The organism is Amycolatopsis magusensis, assembly GCF_017875555.1.
GTDB lineage: Bacteria > Actinomycetota > Actinomycetes > Mycobacteriales > Pseudonocardiaceae > Amycolatopsis > Amycolatopsis magusensis.
In genome coordinates this window covers 8,268,552-8,284,410 of the sequence record NZ_JAGGMS010000001.1, presented here as the reverse complement: position 1 = coordinate 8,284,410, position 15,859 = coordinate 8,268,552, and the positions used below count along the sequence as shown (strand labels likewise).

The following is a 15,859-nucleotide window of genomic DNA, read 5'->3' as shown; positions in this document are numbered from 1 at the left end:
AATGCATGCCGTGCCCCGTCTCGGATCCGGAATCCCGCTCGTCGCGCGGACCAGTGAAATGCGCCGGCTTCGTGCCGCGCTCGCCCGTGCCGAGCGCAACGAAGCCGGCGCGGTCCTGCTGTCGGGGGACGCGGGGGTGGGCAAGACCCGCGTGCTGACCGAGCTGGCCGAGCACGCGGTGGGCCGGGGCGCGCTGGTGCTCACCGGCCGCTGCCTCGACGTGCGGGAGGGCGGCCTGCCCTACCTGCCCTTCGCGGAGGCGCTGACCCCGCTGGCCACCTCGGGGGACAGCGCGGTCGCCGACGCGGTCCGGGTGCGCCAGGCGCTCGGGCGCCTGCTGCCGCAGCTCGGCACGGTGGTGCCGCCGAGCGCGGAGTACACCCCGGTGTCCTCCAGCCACCACGAGACCATGGGCCCGGTGGGGGCCGAACGCGACCTGGGCCAGCTCCAGCTGTTCGACGCGGTGCTGGGCCTGCTCACCGAACTTTCCGAGCACACCCCGGTGGTGCTGCTGCTGGAGGACCTCCACTGGGCGGACGGCTCCACCCGCAACCTGCTCTCCTTCCTGCTTTCCCGGCTGCGCGCGCAGCGCCTGCTGGTGGTGGGCAGCTACCGCGAAGAGGACGTGCACCGGCGGCACCCGCTGCGGCCGCTGCTGTCCGAGCTGGTGCGACTGGCCAGTGTGGAGCGGATCGAGCTGCCGCCGTTCGGTGCCGCCGACGCCCGCCAGTTCGTCACCGCGCTGTCCGAGGCCGCGCTCACCCCCGAGGTGATCTCCGGGGTGATCGAGCGGTCGCAGGGCAACCCGTTCTTCCTGGAGGAGCTGATCGCCTCCTGCGCCGACGCCTCGGACCTGCCGACCGGGCTGGCCGAGGTGCTGCTGTCCAGGGTGGAACGGCTCTCCGGCGAGGCCCAGCGGGTGCTGCGGCTGATCTCGGTGGCCAACGGCGGGGTGTCCCACGCCGTGCTGAGCGATCTGTCCGAACTGGACGAACTGCCGCTGGACGAGGCGCTGCGCGAAGCCGTGCAACACCACGTCCTGGTGGTGGACAAGGGGTTGTACCTGTTCCGGCACGCGTTGCTGCGCGAAGCCGTCTACGGCGACCTGCTGCCGGGGGAGCGCACGCGGACCCACGCGAGGTACGCGGACCGGTTGCGCCGCAACCCCGACACCCGCGGCCGTGACGCGCTGCTGGCCTACCACAGCCTGGAGAGCAACGACCTCCCGACAGCGCTGGCCGCGTCCTACCGCGCGGCCTCCGAAGCCGAGGGCCTCGGCGCGCCGGCGTCCGCGCTCAAGCACATCGAGCAGGCGCTGGCGATCTGGGACGCGGTGCCGGAAAGCGAGCGGCCCGAAGGGGTCGATGAGATCAAGCTGCTCAGCGAGGCGTCCTACTTCGCCGGGACGTCCGGCGAGCCCGAGCGGGCGATCGCCTACGCGCGCAGTGCGGTCAAGGCGATCCACGACGACGTGCCCACCGAGCGCGCGGCGACCCTGTGGCGGCGGCTGGCGCAGGTGCTCGGCGCGATGGACAACACCTGGGACGAGTCGGTGGCGGCGATCGACAAGGCCTGGGAACTGGTCGAGCACGCCGAAGCCTCGCGGACCCGGGCCTGGGTGCTGTCCACCAGGGCGATCATCCAGCGCGGGGACAACCTGATCGCGGAAGCCCTGTGGAGCGCGCAGAGCGCGGTGGCCGACGCCCGCGCGGTCGGGGCGGACGGCGCCGAAGCCGACGCGCTGGTCACCCTCGGCACGCTCGCCGAGACCGAGGGACACTTGGAGGAAGCCCGCGATCGGCTCCTGCTGGCGCAGCGCAAGGCCGAGCAGGCCGGGGCGCTCAACGTGGGGCTCCGCGCGCGCTACTTCCTCGCTTCCGGTTACGACGAGCGCGCCGAGATCGACGCGGCACTGGCCGCCTACCGCGAAAGTTCCGACTACGCCAAGGAAAACGGGCTCACCTGGAGCTCGTTCGGGCTGGAGGCCCGGGCCAGGCACCTGTACCTGAGGTTCGTCAGCGGGGACTGGCCGACCGAGGACGGGCGCCCGCAGCGCGGGGTGTCCAGCGCGGTGGCCGCGCGGATGACCGCGTCCTGGGTGCACATCGTGGCGGCCAGGGGACGGCTCGCTGAAGCGGAGAAGATGGTCGAGAGCCTGCGATCCGACTGGCGCTCGGACATCCTGATCGCGATCGCCGGTGGCGCGGTCGGCATCGAGGTGGCGTACTGGCGCGGGGACCACGCCGAAGCGGTCCGCCGGACCGAAGAAGTGATCCAGTGGCTGGAGTACTTCGAGCCGTGGCTGCTCGGCGGGGTCCGGATGGCCGCGCTGGGACTGCGTGCCTGCGCGGCGATGGCGGCGGAGGCCCGGGTGCGCGGGGACGCCGATGCCGAAGCGGCGGCGGTGGCCAAGGGCGAGGGACTGCTGGCGCACGGCCGAGCCTGCCTGGAGCACGGCAAGCCGCGCTCGGGCGTGCTGGGGCCGGAAGGCCGGGCGTGGCGGGCGCGGTTGCAGGCCGAAGCAGCCGAGCTGTACGGCAGGTTCGAACCGGCCGCCTGGGCGGAAACCGTGGCCGCCTTCGGTTATGGCGCGGTCTACGAGCAGGCCCGCTCGCGGCAGCGGCACGCGGCGGCGTTGCTCAGCACCGGCAAACCCGCCGACGCCGAACTCGCGGCTTCGGAATTGCTGGCCGCGTACGAAGTCGCCGAACGGCTCGGCGCGAAACCGCTCGGTGACGCCATCCGCGAGCTGGCCCATCGCGCCCGCATCGACCTGCCCGGCCAGGAGCCGCGCCGCGACGTGGTGGACCCGCTGACCGACCGCGAACGCGCGGTGCTGGAACGGGTGGCGCTGGGCCGGACGAACCGGCAGGTGGGCGAAGAGCTCTACATCAGCGAGAAGACGGTCAGCGTGCACCTGTCCCGCGTGATGGCGAAACTCGGGGCGAGCCGGCGCGCCGAAGCCGTGGCGATCGCCAAGGACCGCGGCCTGCTGACCGGTTAACCGCCGTGGAACCGCACCCCGGGACGCGGGGTTTCGTCCACGGACAGGGAAAAGACGTCCGGCCGGGCGTAGTGGCCGGACACGTCGAGCTGCGCGCGTGAGGACACCGTCTCGTCCAGGTCGATCCTCGCGGTGACCAGTCCTTCGGCGCCGAGCAGCGGACCGGCCAGCACGTCACCGGACGGGCCGGCGATCAGGCTGCCACCGGCGATCGGATCGTCCCCTTCGGACTCGTACGGGCAGGCGCTGACCACGAAGCAGCGGCCCTCCGCGGCGATGTGGCGCATGGTCGCGCGCCAGACCTCGCGATCGTCCACTGTGGGCGCACACCAGACGCGCACCCCCTTGGCGTACATGGCCGCCCGCAGCAGCGGCATGTAGTTCTCCCAGCACAACGCGGCACCGGCGAGCCCGGCCGCGGTGGCCACCACCGGCAGCGTCGACCCGTCACCCCGGCCCCACACCAGGCGTTCCCGCATGGTCGGCACCAGCTTGCGGTGCCGGGCGGTGAACCCGGTCACCGGGTCGAGGAAGACCGCCGTGCAGTACAAAGTGGACCCAGCACGCTCGACCACCCCGGCCACGACGCTCGCCCCGGTGCGCGCCGACAACCCGGCCAGCGCCTCGAGCTCCGGCCCGGGAAGGTCGACCGCCTGCTCGAAGTACCGGGTGAACCCGTCACCCGACAGCTCGCCACGCGGATAACCGCCGAGCACGGCTTCGGGCAGGACCAGCAGGTCCGTGCCCGAAGCCCGGATCTCGTCCTCGTAGCCGAGGATCCGCTCCAGCGTGGCCGCGGTGTCCGCGCTCGCCCCGAGCTGCAGTGCCGAGACGGTGGCTTCGGGCATCGGCGGTCCTCCGGAACGGCTCAGCGGGGCAGGCGCCGCAAGGCTTTCATGCTCGAGGTCATGCTCTTCACCCACACCTTCGGCGGCATCCCGCGGAACGGCCGCAGCTTCAGCCCGCGCTGCACCGCGATCGACTGCGCCTCGGTGTACTTCAGCAGCCCTTCGGCACCGTTGCGGCGGCCGAACCCGGACTCCTTCATCCCGCCCATCGGCACGCCGACGCTGCCGAACGTGGCCGCGTAGCCCTCGTTCACGTTGACCGTGCCCGCCTTCAGCCGCGCGGCGACCGCCGCCCCGGCACGGGTGTCGCGGCACCAGACGCTGGCGTTGAGGCCGTAGACGGTGTCGTTCGCCCGGTCCACCGCGTCGTCGATCTCGGTGTAGCCGTAGATCGAGACCACCGGCCCGAAGGTCTCCTCGGCGAACAGCTTCGCCGCCGGGGTGACGTCGGTGAGCACGGTCGGCGCGTAGAACAGCGGGCCGACCTCCGGTCGCGGGTGCCCGCCGGTGAGCACGGTGGCGCCGTTCGCCCGCGCGTCGTCCACGTGGGCGGACACGTTCGCCAGCTGGCTTTCCGAGGTCAGCGAACCCATGTCGGCGGAGTGGTCGAGCTTCGCGCTGAGCCGCAGCGCCTCCGTCTTCGCCACGAAGGCCTTGGTGAACTCCTCGCGGATGCTTTCGTGGACGTAGATCCGCTCGACCGAGACGCACAGCTGACCGGCCGAGGAGAAGCAGGCGGTGACCGCGCCCGCCGCGGCCTTGGCCGGGTTCGCGTCCGGCAGCACGATCATCGGGTTCTTGCCGCCGAGTTCGAGCGAGTACCCGGTGAGCCGGCCGGCGACCTGCTCGGCGAGCCGCTTGCCGGTCGGCGTGGACCCGGTGAAGCAGAGGTAGTCGGACTCCTCGGCCAGCGCGTCGCCGATGGCCGAGCCGCGGCCGAGCACGATCTGCCAGATCCCGGCGGGCAGCCCGGCCTCTTCGGCCAGTTCGTGCAGCCACAGCGCGGAAAGCGCGGTCTGGTTGTCCGGCTTCTGCACCACCGCGTTGCCCGCCACCAGCGCGGGCAGCACGTCCATCGCGGTCAGCGCGAGCGGGTAGTTCCACGGGGTGATCACGCCGATGACGCCCTTGGGGTGGCGGAGCTCACCCGCCTTGGTCAGCACCGGGATCACCCCGGCGGCGCGACGCGGGGCGAGGATGCGCGCGCTGTGCTTGCCGTAGTAGGCGGCGACCAGCGCGGAGCCGCTGACCTCGTCGAAGGCGTCCATCCTGGCCTTGCCCGCCTCGACCTGGACCAGGTCGAGCGCTTCGTCCTGGCGCTCGAGCAGGAGGTCGTGCAGGCGGATGAGGATGCGCTGCCGTTCGGTCACCGGCACCGCAGCCCAGGCGCGCTGGGCGTTCCTCGCCGCGGCGAAGGCGGCGCGGGCCTCGGCGTCGGTCGCCTGAGGGAGTTCCGCGGTGATCAGGCCGGTGAACGGCGAGGTGATCTCGACGGGGGCGTTGTCGGCGCCGCCGGTGGCCCGGCGGACGAGCTGGGCGGCACGTGCGGCCGAGGGCGCGCCGACCACGCCGCCCACCGTGCTCGGCCGGGAAGACTGCTGGCCTGTGTGCGCGGGGGTGGTGCTGGTCATGAGCGGCTCCGTTCGGATAGCGAGGTTACCGGCCAGTACAGCATACCGGCGGTAGGTGAACGAGCCATGGAATGCGAAACCTGCTCACGTTACCCTGAGGGCGGGTGCCATGAACGGTCCACGCGGACCGTTCATGGCAGCGAGGGGACCTACTTCCGCGGTTCCTCGTCCTTGGCCGGTTCCTCCGGCGCCTCTTCCTTCGCGGTCTCGCCGGTGGTGGTTTCGGCCTTCTCCGGCTCGGGCTGCTGCGCCGTGATCGACTCGGTCGTGGCGACCTGGGTGAACGGCGAGATGTACGGCTCGGGCGACGAAGGCGCGACCGGCGGGGGCGGCGGCGCTTGATACTGCTGGTGGGGCGGCGGGTAGCCGGGCGGCGTGTTCGGCTCCAGGTACATCTGCACGCCCGGGTTCGGCGCTCCCACCGCCCGCGCGTTCGGATTGGGCAGCCACGCGACGACCAACCCGAGCAAGGCGACCCCGGCTCCGCAGACCAGCACCCACAACCCCGTACCGAGGTTGTAGACCGTGCGGAAGGACGAGGAGAAGCTCGAATCGTCTTCGCTCATCGTGGCCATGCTCTGCAGGCTCGAAGCGGTCAGCGCGACCATCCAGACGGCGACCACCGCGCCCACGGTCGAGGTGCTGAGCAGCAGCCGCGACATCGAGCGCACACCGGTGCTGGTCCGCTTGCCCGCCGCGGCGCCGGTGACGAACGCGCCGATGAGCAGGACCGCCGCGGCCACCGTCAGCGCGATGCCGAACCGCGGTGGGTGCGCGCCCACGGTCTCCTGGAAGGACGGGCCGTCGGAGGACCGCTGCTCCATGATCCACTCCCAGCCCGTGGTCTGCTGGGAGAAGCTCTGCTCACCGTCGTTGACCACCAGGTATTCGGTGTACGGCAGGAAACTGCCGAAGATCAGCAGCCCGGCCGCCACCAGCGCGAGCAGGGCGGCCGCCACGGAGAACCCGTGCACCCCCGGGCGCTGCGGTGGGGGTGGTGGCTGGTGGTAGGGCTGGAACTGCTGCGACGGCATCGCCGGCGGCTGGGGCGGCGGCGGGGTCGCGCCTACGGTCATCGAGAACTCCTGTCGATGCACAGCCCGTCATGGGGACGTTCTGACCATCGCGGGAAACACCCCGGTTCGTAGCCGAACCGCGACCTTCGAGACCTAACCGTGCCCGTACAGGACCACCGCGATGCGCTTCCACTCGTCGAGCAACTGCTTGCGCCGCTTGGGGTCGCCGCCCAGTTCGGCGTCGAGGGCCAGGCCGCGGGTCAGGTTCACGGTCAGCCAGAACAGCACCTCGGCGCGTTCTTTCGGCAGTTCACCGGCCACCGCGGTGATCTGTTCGAGGGTGGACCGGCCCAGCGCCCGGTCGACCGGGCGGATCGCGGCACGCAGTTCGTCATCGGTGCGTGCGGCCACCCACAGCTCGGTGACGGCGGTGGCCAGCGTGCCGGAGTAGCCCTCCCAGAGCAGGTCGATCGCGGCGGGGATGCCGTCCGCGCCCGAGGGCAGCCGCTCCAGCGAGGCCGCCAGTTCCGACTTCAGCCGGTTCGTCAGGTGTTCGACCGCGGCGGCCATCAGCTCCGCCTTGGCCGAGAAGTGGTGCTGCACGGCCCCTTTCGACACCCGGGCGCGGGCACAGATCTCCTGCACCGAGGTGCGGGCGTACCCGAGTTCCACCAGGCAGTCGATGGTCGCGTCGAGCAGGGCGGTCCGGGTGTGCGCCCGCCGCTCCGCCTGGGTGCGGTGTGTTGTGCCGGTCACAGCGAAACCCCGTTCCGGTGGGCTTTACCCGCCATGGGCTCCAGATGTACATTCCGAGCAGAACTTACATTCCGATTGGCATGTTTTCCAGTCCGGAGGGCCAGCCGTGCCACTGCAGATTCAGAAGAGCTCATGGAGCAACCCCGATCTCGAGGACTTCCGCGACCTCGCGCGCACCTTCTGCCAGAAGGAGCTGGTGCCGCACCAGGAACGCTGGATGGCGGAGAAGAAGGTCGACCGCGAGCTGTGGACCAAGGCCGGTGAGGTCGGCCTGCTCGCCCTGTCGATCCCCGAGGAGTACGGCGGCGGTGGCGGGAACTTCGCCCACGAAGCCGTGCTCTACGAGGAGCAGGCCAGGGCCGGGGACGGGGCCTGGGGCGTCACGGTGCACAACGGCATCGTCGCGCACTACCTCCTGCACTACGCGAACGAGGAGCGCAGGCGCGAGTGGCTGCCGAAGTTCGCCTCCGGTGAGTTCGTCGGCGCGGTCGCGATGACCGAGCCAGGCACCGGCTCCGACCTGCAGAGCATCAAGACCCGCGCGGTGCGCGACGGCGACGAGTACGTGCTCAACGGCGCCAAGACCTTCATCACCAACGGCTACCACGCCGATCTGGTGGTGGTCGCCTGCAAGACGGACCCGGAGGCGGGCGCGCAGGGCGTCTCGCTGATCGCGGTGGAGACCGACACGCCGGGCTTCCGGCGCGGCCGGGTGCTGGACAAGGTGGGGCTCAAGGGCCAGGACACCGCCGAGCTGTTCTTCGACGACGTGCGGGTGCCCGCGGCGAACCTGCTCGGTGAGGAGGGCCAGGGCTTCATCCAGCTGATGCAGCAGCTGCCGCAGGAGCGGCTGATCATCGCGGTGACCGCGGTGGCCGGCATGGAGGCGGCGATCGACCAGACCATCGCCTACACCAAGGACCGCACCGCCTTCGGCAGGCCGGTCTACAACTTCCAGAACACCAAGTTCAAGCTCGCCGAAGCGGCCACCGAGGCCGCGGTCTCGCGGGCCTTCCTCGACCAGTGCATCGAACGCCACCTCAAGGGCGAGCTGGACGTGCAGGGCGCGGCGATGGCGAAGCTGTGGACCACCGAGCGGGTGAACAAGGTGGTCGACGACTGCCTGCAGCTCTTCGGCGGCTACGGCTACATGACCGAGTACCCGATCGCGCGGGCCTGGGCGGACATCCGGATCTCCCGGATCTTCGGCGGGACCAGCGAGATCATGAAGGAAATCATCTCGAGGACGCTCTGACATGCCGCACTCCAAGACCGGCCCGCTCGCCGGGCTCAAGGTGCTCGAACTGGCCGGGCTCGCGCCCGCGCCGTTCGCCTGCACGATCCTGGCCGACCTCGGCGCCGACGTGATCCGCGTGGACCGCGCGAAGCCGGGCGAGGACGTGCTCGGCTTCGCGTACGACCCGCTGATGCGCGGCAGGCGCACGATCGGCGTGAACACCAAGACGCCCGAGGGCGTGGAACTGGTGCTCAAACTGGCCGAACAGGCCGACGTGCTGATCGAGGGCTTCCGGCCGGGCGTGGCCGAGCGGATGGGGCTGGGGCCGGAGCAGGTCCACGCCCGCAACCCGCGGCTGGTCTACGGCCGGATGACCGGCTGGGGCCAGGACGGCCCGATGGCGCCTGCCGCCGGGCACGACATCAACTACATCGGCCTGGCCGGTGCGCTGGAGCCGGTCGGCCGGGCGGGGGAGCGGCCGGTGCCGCCGCTGAACCTGGTCGGCGACTTCGGCGGCGGTGGCCTGCTGCTGGCGATGGGCGTGCTCGCGGCGTTGTACGAGCGCACGTCCTCGGGACGCGGTCAGGTGGTCGACGCCTCGATGGTGGACGGCGCGGCGCTGCTCACCACGCACCTGCACGGCCTGCGGGCGGCGGGGGTGTGGCCGGGCGAACGCGGCGAGAACATGCTCGACGGCGGTGCCCCGTTCTACGACACCTACGAGACGGCCGACGGGAAGTACGTCGCGGTCGGCGCGATCGAGATGCGCTTCTGGGCGGATCTGGTCAAGGTGCTCGGGCTCGACCCGGCGGAGCTGCCGGTGCACATCGACAAGAACGAATGGCCGCGGCTGCGCAAGATCCTCGCCGAGGCGATCGGCAAGCACACTCGGGACGAGCTGGTGGCCAAGGCCGAAGGCACCGACGCGTGCCTCACGCCGGTGCTCTCGCCGTGGGAAGCCGCCGAGCACCCGCACAACCAGGCGCGGGGCACGTTCGTGGAGATCGGGGGCGTGGTGCAGCCGGCCCCGGCGCCGCGGTTCGATCGGACGCCGCCCGGAACTCCGGAGGCGCCGCACGCCCAGGGTGCCGATACGGCCGAGGTATTGGCTGAGTTCGGCATGACTGAAGACGACGTGAGCACTCTTCGGAGTGCGGGAGCCATTAGTTAACGTGCGGTAACGGAGGGTAGGCGGGACACGCTCGGTCAACTCGGTTCACGATCGAGTACCGGGCGTGTCCGACCGGGTAAAGGGGTGCCGGACTTCTACACTGAGTAGGAGATCGTCACCTACCCGGCGTGAACGAGTGTGCGCATTGGCGTGAAAGCCTGTTCGAAACGGGTGCGCGGGTGCAGGATGACGGTCCTGGATGGTTTTCGAGTACGGCGACGCTGAGCGCGTGGCCGCCGGGCACATCAGGATGGAGCCATGTCGCCGCAAATCAAGAAGATTCTGCTCGTCGGCGTCGTCGCGCTCGTGCTCTTCCTGCTGATCACCCAGCCCACGCAGTCGGCGGAAGCGGTGCAGACCGCGCTCGGCTGGCTGCGTGACGGTGCCGAAGCCATCGTGACCTTCGTGAAGAGCCTGTTCGCCTGATCCCGGCACCGTCCACATCGGCCGGCCCCGCGGGTGCGCCCGCCGGGCCGGTCCGTGCTGTGTCCGGATAGCCCGGAATCACGCATAGTCACCATTCCCAGAATTCGGGCGGATCGCTCGACCATCCGGGTGGATATCGACGTTCAATGCACTGGTAGACCGATTCATCCGCGGCAAACACTGGCGGAAGCGGGCTCGGTCCCCCTACGGTGCTCACATTGCGTGATCGTCTGGTTCTCATGGTTCCGCGTCCGGTTCCTCGTTTCGAACAAAGTCCTTTCTGTTCGACTCGGGCTGAACCCAACGCGGCACATGAGTAAGGAGGCAGGGATGACCGGGGATCCCGGAGTTGACGCGTTGATCCAGCAGTGGGCCGCGGAGCGTGAGCAGAGCGCCGAGGACCGCGAAGCGGACCGGATCGCGTCGGCGTGGCTCGCCGACATGCCGCAGGCCCCGCCGGGTATTCCCGGGCAGCGGGCCCGCACCGGCTCGACCGGCTGGGCGCCCTTGGAGGCGGCCGACCCCGGTTACGTGGAAGCCATGCGCGACCGGCTGCCGGAGGTACCGGTCGACCTGCTCAGCGCCGCCGCGGGCTGGTGGCAGATGATCGGGCCGGTGGCCGAAGCCGAGAAGTGGTGGGACGCCGGGCTCAGCCCGCTCGACCAGCGCGCCCTCGACTACCGCGCGGCCGGGCTCACCCCGGCCGACCTGGGCAAGCGGCTCGGCCCGATGACCGTGCTGCAGCACCTGCGCCGCGGCAGCGCACCCGCGTGGTGCGTGGCCCGGCTCGCCCGGCAGCGCCGCGACGCCGGCTGAGCCGTCCCACCTGGCGAGGCGCGTCCTCTTCTCCGGGCGCGTAACGCTAGCCTGCGCCGAGTCGTTGTCCTGACGAAGTCGGTGTGGGTGGAGGGGTTCGCGAGTTGACCAAGGTCCGGGCCAGGGCGACGGCCGTCGCCGGGCGAGCGGGAATCGTGACCGCGGTGCTCGCGGTGGCCGGTGCCGGGGTGTGGGTGGTCGCCAAGGCCAGCGTGCCCGAGGCCGGTCCGATCACCACCGAGATCCCCGCGCTGCAGGTGCAAGCCGCCCCGGTCGAACCGGGCACGCTCGCGCCGGTGGGCGCTTCGGTCGGCGGGGCGCAGCAGCAGGGACAGCCGCAGCAGCGGTCCGGCCGGGACCTGCTGGCCGGCTGGTCCGAGCGGGCCGCGCCGGTGATGGGCATCCCCGCTCGGGCGCTGCAGGCCTACGGCAACGCCGAACTCGCGGCGCGGGCGGAACTGCCCGGCTGCAAGCTCTCGTGGGCCACGCTGGCGGGCATCGGCCGGATCGAGTCGAACCACGGCCAGTACGGCGGCGCCGCGCTCGGTGCCGACGGCCTGCCGTCGAAGCCGATCATCGGGGTGCCGCTGGACGGTTCGCCGGGCGTCAAAGCCATCGGCGACACCGATGGCGGCCGCTTCGACGGCGACTCCACGCACGACCGCGCGGTCGGCCCCATGCAGTTCATCCCGAGCACCTGGGCGAAGTACAACTCCGACGGCAACGGCGACGGGGTCGGCGACCCGCAGCAGATCGACGACGCCGCACTGGCCGCCGCCCGCTACCTGTGCGCCGGCTCGCGCGACATGTCCGCGGCGCAGGGCTGGTGGGCCGGGATCATGTCGTACAACAACTCGATCGAATACGCGCAGAAGGTCTTCGGCCTCGCGGACGGCTTCGCCAAGTCCGCCCGCACCCTCACCACCGGCTGACCCCACCGCGAACGTGAAGTTCGCCTTCCCCAACGTAGAACTCGGCTTCCTGAACGTGAGGTTCGGCTACCTGAGTGTGTGACTCGCCTACCTGAACGTAGAACTCACCCCCACCCGAACCCCACACTCACGCACCCGAACCGCACGTTCAGGAAGCCGAACCCCACACTCAGGCACGCGAGTCCCACACTCGGGCAGCCGAACCGCACGTTGGGGTAGGCGAGTTCTACGTTCGGACGGTTGGGGTGGGTGGGTCCGGTGTCACGAATGTGGCTTTCGGGGCGTAGGACGTCTCGAAAGCCACATTCGTGACATCTCGGGGAATCGGGCATATCGGGTGTGCGGTGGGTCACCTGGTGGGGAGTGCTAGCGTCGGAGCATGGCCACGTCTCCCGTCGCCCGGCGTCTGGCGATCGCCGGGGTGTGCCTGCTGAGCCTGGTGCTCTGCTGCGGGCTGGCCTGGTGGCAGTGGGAGAAGTTCTCCTCGGCGAACGGCACCTTCCAGAACCTGGGTTACGTGCTGCAGTGGCCGTTGTTCGGGCTGTTCCCCGCCTTCATGTTCTGGCGCATCCGCCAGCTCCGCCTCCGAGCCGAAGCCGCGCCCCCGCAGGAACCGCAAGAACCGGCGAAGCCGGTCCGGCTGCCCGAGCCCCGCGTGTCGAGGGAACAGCCGGCCGACCCCGAGGACGCCGAGCTGGCGGCGTACAACGCGTACCTCGCCGAACTGGCGGCACGCGACGAAGAAAGCAGGAAGTAGCAGATGGTGAGCACCGAAGACCACACCGAGCGCGCCGCGAACCTGCGCGGGCCGCTGACCCGGTTCCGCGTGGCCGCCTACGTCACCGGCGTCGGCCTGCTCGGCCTGGTCGTGGTGATGATCTGGCGCTACGTCTTCGACAACCCCGGCCCGTCGGCGGTCTACTCGCCGATCCACGGCGTCGTCTTCATGGTCTACGCCGCGCTCACCATCGACCTGGCCATCAAGGCCCGCTGGTCGTGGAAGGCGGTCGTCGGCGTGCTGCTCGCGGGCTGCGTCCCGTTCGTCTCCTTCCTCGTCGAGCGCAAGGTCACCGCGAAGACGCAGGCGGGCGAGAAGCTGTAACCGCCTTCCGCCGGAAGGTCAGCGCGACCAGCAGCGTGCCGGTGGCGATGATCGCCGCGGCGGTGAAGGCCGCGGTCATCCCGGCCGTCAGCACCTCGGCCGGGTCACCGGTGGTGTCGCGCGAAACCACGCCGAACACGGTGACCAGCACGGCCAGCCCCACGGTCGAACCGAGTTGCTGCATCGTCTGCAGCACCCCGCCCGCCGCACCCGCGTCCTGCGGTCGCACGCTCGCCATGATGATCACGTTGAGCGGGGTGAACGCGGTGCCCGCGCCCAGCCCCATCAGCAGCAGCGGCCCGAACAGGCCGGGGAAGTAGGCGGTGTCCGGCGTCAGCCGGGTCAGCCAGGCGAGCCCGGCGATCATCAGCAGGCAGCCGGTCACCGCCATCGCCTTCGGCCCGAACCTCGGCAGCAGCCGCGGCACGAACCGGCTCAGCCCGAACACCGCGCCCGCCATCGGCAGGAAGGCGAACCCGGTGGCCAGTGGCCCGAACCCGCTCAGCTCCTGCATGAACTGGGTGAGGAAGTAGAACATCGACATCATCGCCATCGGCCCGAAGAAGAAGTTCAGGTAGGCCGCCGCGCGATCGCGGTCACCGAACAGGGCCAACGGCATCAGCGGCTGCTTCGTCCGCAGTTCGACCAGCACGAACGCGCCCAGCAGCACGACGCCACCGGCCAGGCTGAGCACGGTGACGGCACTGGCCCAGCCGTCGGACGCGGCGTGGTTGAAGCCGTAGACCAGCGCCCCGATGCCGAGCGTGGCCAGCAGCGCGCCGGGCAGGTCGAGGCGGGCGCGGTTGCGGGGTGGTTCGATGACGAACCGCGCGGCGAGCAGGCACACCGCGATGCCGACCGGCACGTTGATGTAGAGCGCGGCGCGCCACGAGAACCAGTCGGTGAGCAGCCCGCCGACCAGCAGGCCGAGCGCGAACCCGCCGCTGGCCACGCTGGTGAACAACGCCAGCGCCCTGGTGCGGGCGGCCGGTTCGGTGAACGTGGTGGTGATCAGCGCGAGCGTGCTCGGCCCGGCGGCCGCGGCGCCGACGCCCTGCAGCACGCGGGCCGCGACCAGCCAGAACGCCGAATCGGCGAGGCCGCCGAGCAGGGACGCGGCGGTGAACACGGCGACGCCGGACAGGAACAGCCGCCGCCTGCCGAACAGGTCGCCCGCCCGGCCACCGAGCAGCAGCAACCCGCCGAAGACCAGGCTGTAGGCGGTGATCACCCAGGACAGGCCGGTCGGGGAGAAGCCGAGTTCGGCCTGGATGCCGGGCAGCGCCACGTTCATCACGGTGACGTCGAGGATGAGCATGAGCTGGGCGGTCAGCACGGTGGCCAGCGCGAGGCCGGGCCGGGTGACCGCCGGTGGGACGAGCGTGGGAGTGGACACGAAGTTGTCTCCAAGAAGATGCGGGAACCCCAGAAGAACTAAGCGGAGAGATTGTCCGGTTAGCCTGCGGTTAGCATAGGGAGAGAGTCTCCGCTTGCGCAAGCCTAACCGGAGAAACTATCCGGTTACTGCTGACGAGGAGGTCGCCGATGCGGGCCGACGCACGCCGCAACTACGAGCGGATCGTCGCCGTCGCGCGGGAGCTCTTCGCGGAGAAGGGCACCGAGGTGCCGCTCGACGAGGTGGTCAAGCGGGCCGAGGTCGGCGCCGGGACGCTGTACCGGCACTTCCCGAACCGCGACGCGCTGCTCGAAGCGGTCTACCGCGGGGAGATCGAGGCGCTGGCCCAGTACGGGCGCAAGATCTCAGCGGAGGCGGCGCCCGCCGAGGTGGTCCCGCTCTGGCTGACCGAGCAGGTCCGGTTCCTCAACCGCAAGAAGGGCCTGGTGGTGGCGCTCAAGGCGTCACTGGACCGGGACTGCGAGGTGTTTTCGTGGGCGCACCTGATCCTGCACGACGTCGCCGACGGGGTGCTCTCCGCGGCGGGTGACCACGTCCGCCCGGAGGTCACCAAGCTCGACCTGCTGCGCCTCGGACACGGGCTGTGCGTGGCCACCGAGCGCGCGACCCCGGAGGAAGCCGAGCGCCTGCTGGAAATCCTGGTCAGCGGCCTACGACCGGCCTGAGTGGCGCACCGAGTAGGGCGGCACGGTGCCGCCGCGCAGGGTTTCTTCGTCCAGTGAGGACGGACGGTAGGCCAGGTTTTCCAGTCGTGCGGTCATCGTCGCCACCGGCTCGGGCAGCACCTCGGCGCGCCCGGACAGGAACGCCCACTCGTGCTCGTCCGATCCGAAGTAGACGGTGGTGCCGAAGACCTCGGTGAACCGGCGGTACAGCGCCAGCAGGGTTTCGTTGCGCCAGAGCGTCGGACAGCCCGCCTGGCAGCACACGACTCCGCCGGGCGCCAGCACTCGCGCGCACTGACGCAGGAAATCCGTGCTGTACAGGCGATTGTGCTGCGCGTCCGGGTCGGTGTTCTCGTCCGGCAGGTCGATCACCACCACGTCGTAGCGGTTCTCGGTCTCAGCGAGGAAGGACCAGCCGTCCTGGTACCACACCCGCTCGGTGTCCGTCCCGCTCTCGGCCGCGGTGAGTTCGGCGGGGGAGTAGCCGTAGGGCAGGTGCGTGGCGCAGGCCCGGACAGCCTCGGTGTCGATGTCCACGTGGTCCACGAAGGCACCGGCCGCCACCGCGATCTGCGTGGCGACGCCCTCGCTGGAACCGACCACGAGCACCCGCTCACGGCCGTCGGCGAGCAGCAGCGGCGGCACCATCAGCGCTTCGTGGTAGACGAGCTGGCTGGCCTCGGTGCTTTGCCGTTCGTCGTCGCAGAACAGCGAGACGCCCTGCGCGGTCCGCGCGATCACCAGGTGCTGGTAGGCGGTGCGGGTGTCGAGCAGCACCTCGTCCAGTTCCCACACCCTGGTCAGCCCGGCGCCCACCGGTTCGGCGATGTTGGGCACT

At 70.7% G+C, this 15,859-nt stretch carries 15 protein-coding genes; 9 read left to right on the top strand and 6 right to left on the bottom strand.

The window, feature by feature from the left end; all coding sequences use genetic code 11:
• Position 1: 1 nt before the first annotated feature.
• Positions 2–3,004, top strand: a complete 3,003-nt coding sequence (locus JOM49_RS37150; protein WP_209668798.1) for a helix-turn-helix transcriptional regulator — start codon at positions 2–4, stop codon at positions 3,002–3,004.
• Here the strand turns inward: JOM49_RS37150 and JOM49_RS37145 are convergent.
• The 4 genes from JOM49_RS37145 to JOM49_RS37130 form a co-directional block, all read right to left on the bottom strand.
• Positions 3,001–3,852: a carbon-nitrogen hydrolase family protein gene (locus JOM49_RS37145; protein WP_209668797.1), complete on the bottom strand. Its 852-nt coding sequence runs from the start codon at positions 3,850–3,852 to the stop codon at positions 3,001–3,003. The genes JOM49_RS37150 and JOM49_RS37145 overlap by 4 nt on opposite strands.
• Positions 3,853–3,872: 20 nt before the next feature.
• Complete coding sequence (locus tag JOM49_RS37140; RefSeq protein ID WP_209668796.1) at positions 3,873–5,483, bottom strand: succinic semialdehyde dehydrogenase; 1,611 nt, start codon at positions 5,481–5,483, stop codon at positions 3,873–3,875.
• A 149-nt stretch (positions 5,484–5,632) separates the two neighbouring features.
• The gene (locus JOM49_RS37135; protein WP_209668795.1) at positions 5,633–6,559 is read right to left on the bottom strand and encodes a hypothetical protein; all 927 of its coding nucleotides are present in this window, start codon (positions 6,557–6,559) and stop codon (positions 5,633–5,635) included.
• A 93-nt stretch (positions 6,560–6,652) separates the two neighbouring features.
• A complete protein-coding gene (locus JOM49_RS37130; protein ID WP_209668794.1) occupies positions 6,653–7,255 on the bottom strand; it encodes a TetR/AcrR family transcriptional regulator in 603 nt (200 codons plus the stop codon).
• 106 nt (positions 7,256–7,361) lie between these two features.
• On the opposite strand from JOM49_RS37130, the gene JOM49_RS37125 reads away from it, so the two are divergent.
• The 7 genes from JOM49_RS37125 to JOM49_RS37095 all read left to right on the top strand — a co-directional run bounded on the left by JOM49_RS37125 (position 7,362) and on the right by JOM49_RS37095 (position 12,939).
• Positions 7,362–8,510 carry an acyl-CoA dehydrogenase family protein gene (locus JOM49_RS37125; protein ID WP_209668793.1) on the top strand — a complete coding sequence of 383 codons (1,149 nt, stop codon included), beginning with the start codon at positions 7,362–7,364 and terminating at the stop codon, positions 8,508–8,510.
• Between the two features lies 1 nt (position 8,511).
• On the top strand, positions 8,512–9,663 hold the full coding sequence (locus tag JOM49_RS37120) for a CaiB/BaiF CoA transferase family protein (RefSeq protein WP_209668792.1): 1,152 nt from the start codon (positions 8,512–8,514) through the stop codon (positions 9,661–9,663).
• Positions 9,664–9,921: 258 nt separating this feature from the next.
• Positions 9,922–10,089, top strand: a complete 168-nt coding sequence (locus tag JOM49_RS37115) for a hypothetical protein (RefSeq protein ID WP_194240144.1) — start codon at positions 9,922–9,924, stop codon at positions 10,087–10,089.
• A 330-nt stretch (positions 10,090–10,419) separates the two neighbouring features.
• Entirely contained in the window at positions 10,420–10,905 is a 486-nt protein-coding gene (locus tag JOM49_RS37110; protein WP_209668791.1) for a helix-turn-helix transcriptional regulator, read from the top strand.
• Positions 10,906–11,009: 104 nt separating this feature from the next.
• A complete protein-coding gene (locus JOM49_RS37105) occupies positions 11,010–11,837 on the top strand; it encodes a lytic transglycosylase domain-containing protein (RefSeq protein WP_245369601.1) in 828 nt (275 codons plus the stop codon).
• Between the two features lie 379 nt (positions 11,838–12,216).
• A complete protein-coding gene (locus JOM49_RS37100) occupies positions 12,217–12,594 on the top strand; it encodes a hypothetical protein (RefSeq protein ID WP_209668789.1) in 378 nt (125 codons plus the stop codon).
• A gap of 3 nt (positions 12,595–12,597) precedes the next feature.
• Complete coding sequence (locus JOM49_RS37095; RefSeq protein ID WP_209668788.1) at positions 12,598–12,939, top strand: DUF3817 domain-containing protein; 342 nt, start codon at positions 12,598–12,600, stop codon at positions 12,937–12,939.
• Here the strand turns inward: JOM49_RS37095 and JOM49_RS37090 are convergent.
• The gene (locus JOM49_RS37090; protein WP_308159003.1) at positions 12,905–14,335 is read right to left on the bottom strand and encodes an MFS transporter; all 1,431 of its coding nucleotides are present in this window, start codon (positions 14,333–14,335) and stop codon (positions 12,905–12,907) included. The two genes, JOM49_RS37095 and JOM49_RS37090, sit on opposite strands and share 35 nt — an antisense overlap.
• A gap of 149 nt (positions 14,336–14,484) precedes the next feature.
• Here JOM49_RS37090 and JOM49_RS37085 point away from each other — a divergent pair, with 149 nt between their 5' ends.
• Positions 14,485–15,021, top strand: coding sequence for a TetR/AcrR family transcriptional regulator (locus JOM49_RS37085; protein ID WP_209668787.1), 537 nt, complete (start codon positions 14,485–14,487; stop codon positions 15,019–15,021).
• Here the strand turns inward: JOM49_RS37085 and JOM49_RS37080 are convergent.
• A complete protein-coding gene (locus JOM49_RS37080) occupies positions 15,007–15,858 on the bottom strand; it encodes a spermidine synthase (RefSeq protein ID WP_209668786.1) in 852 nt (283 codons plus the stop codon). The two genes, JOM49_RS37085 and JOM49_RS37080, sit on opposite strands and share 15 nt — an antisense overlap.
• Position 15,859 lies beyond the last annotated feature (1 nt).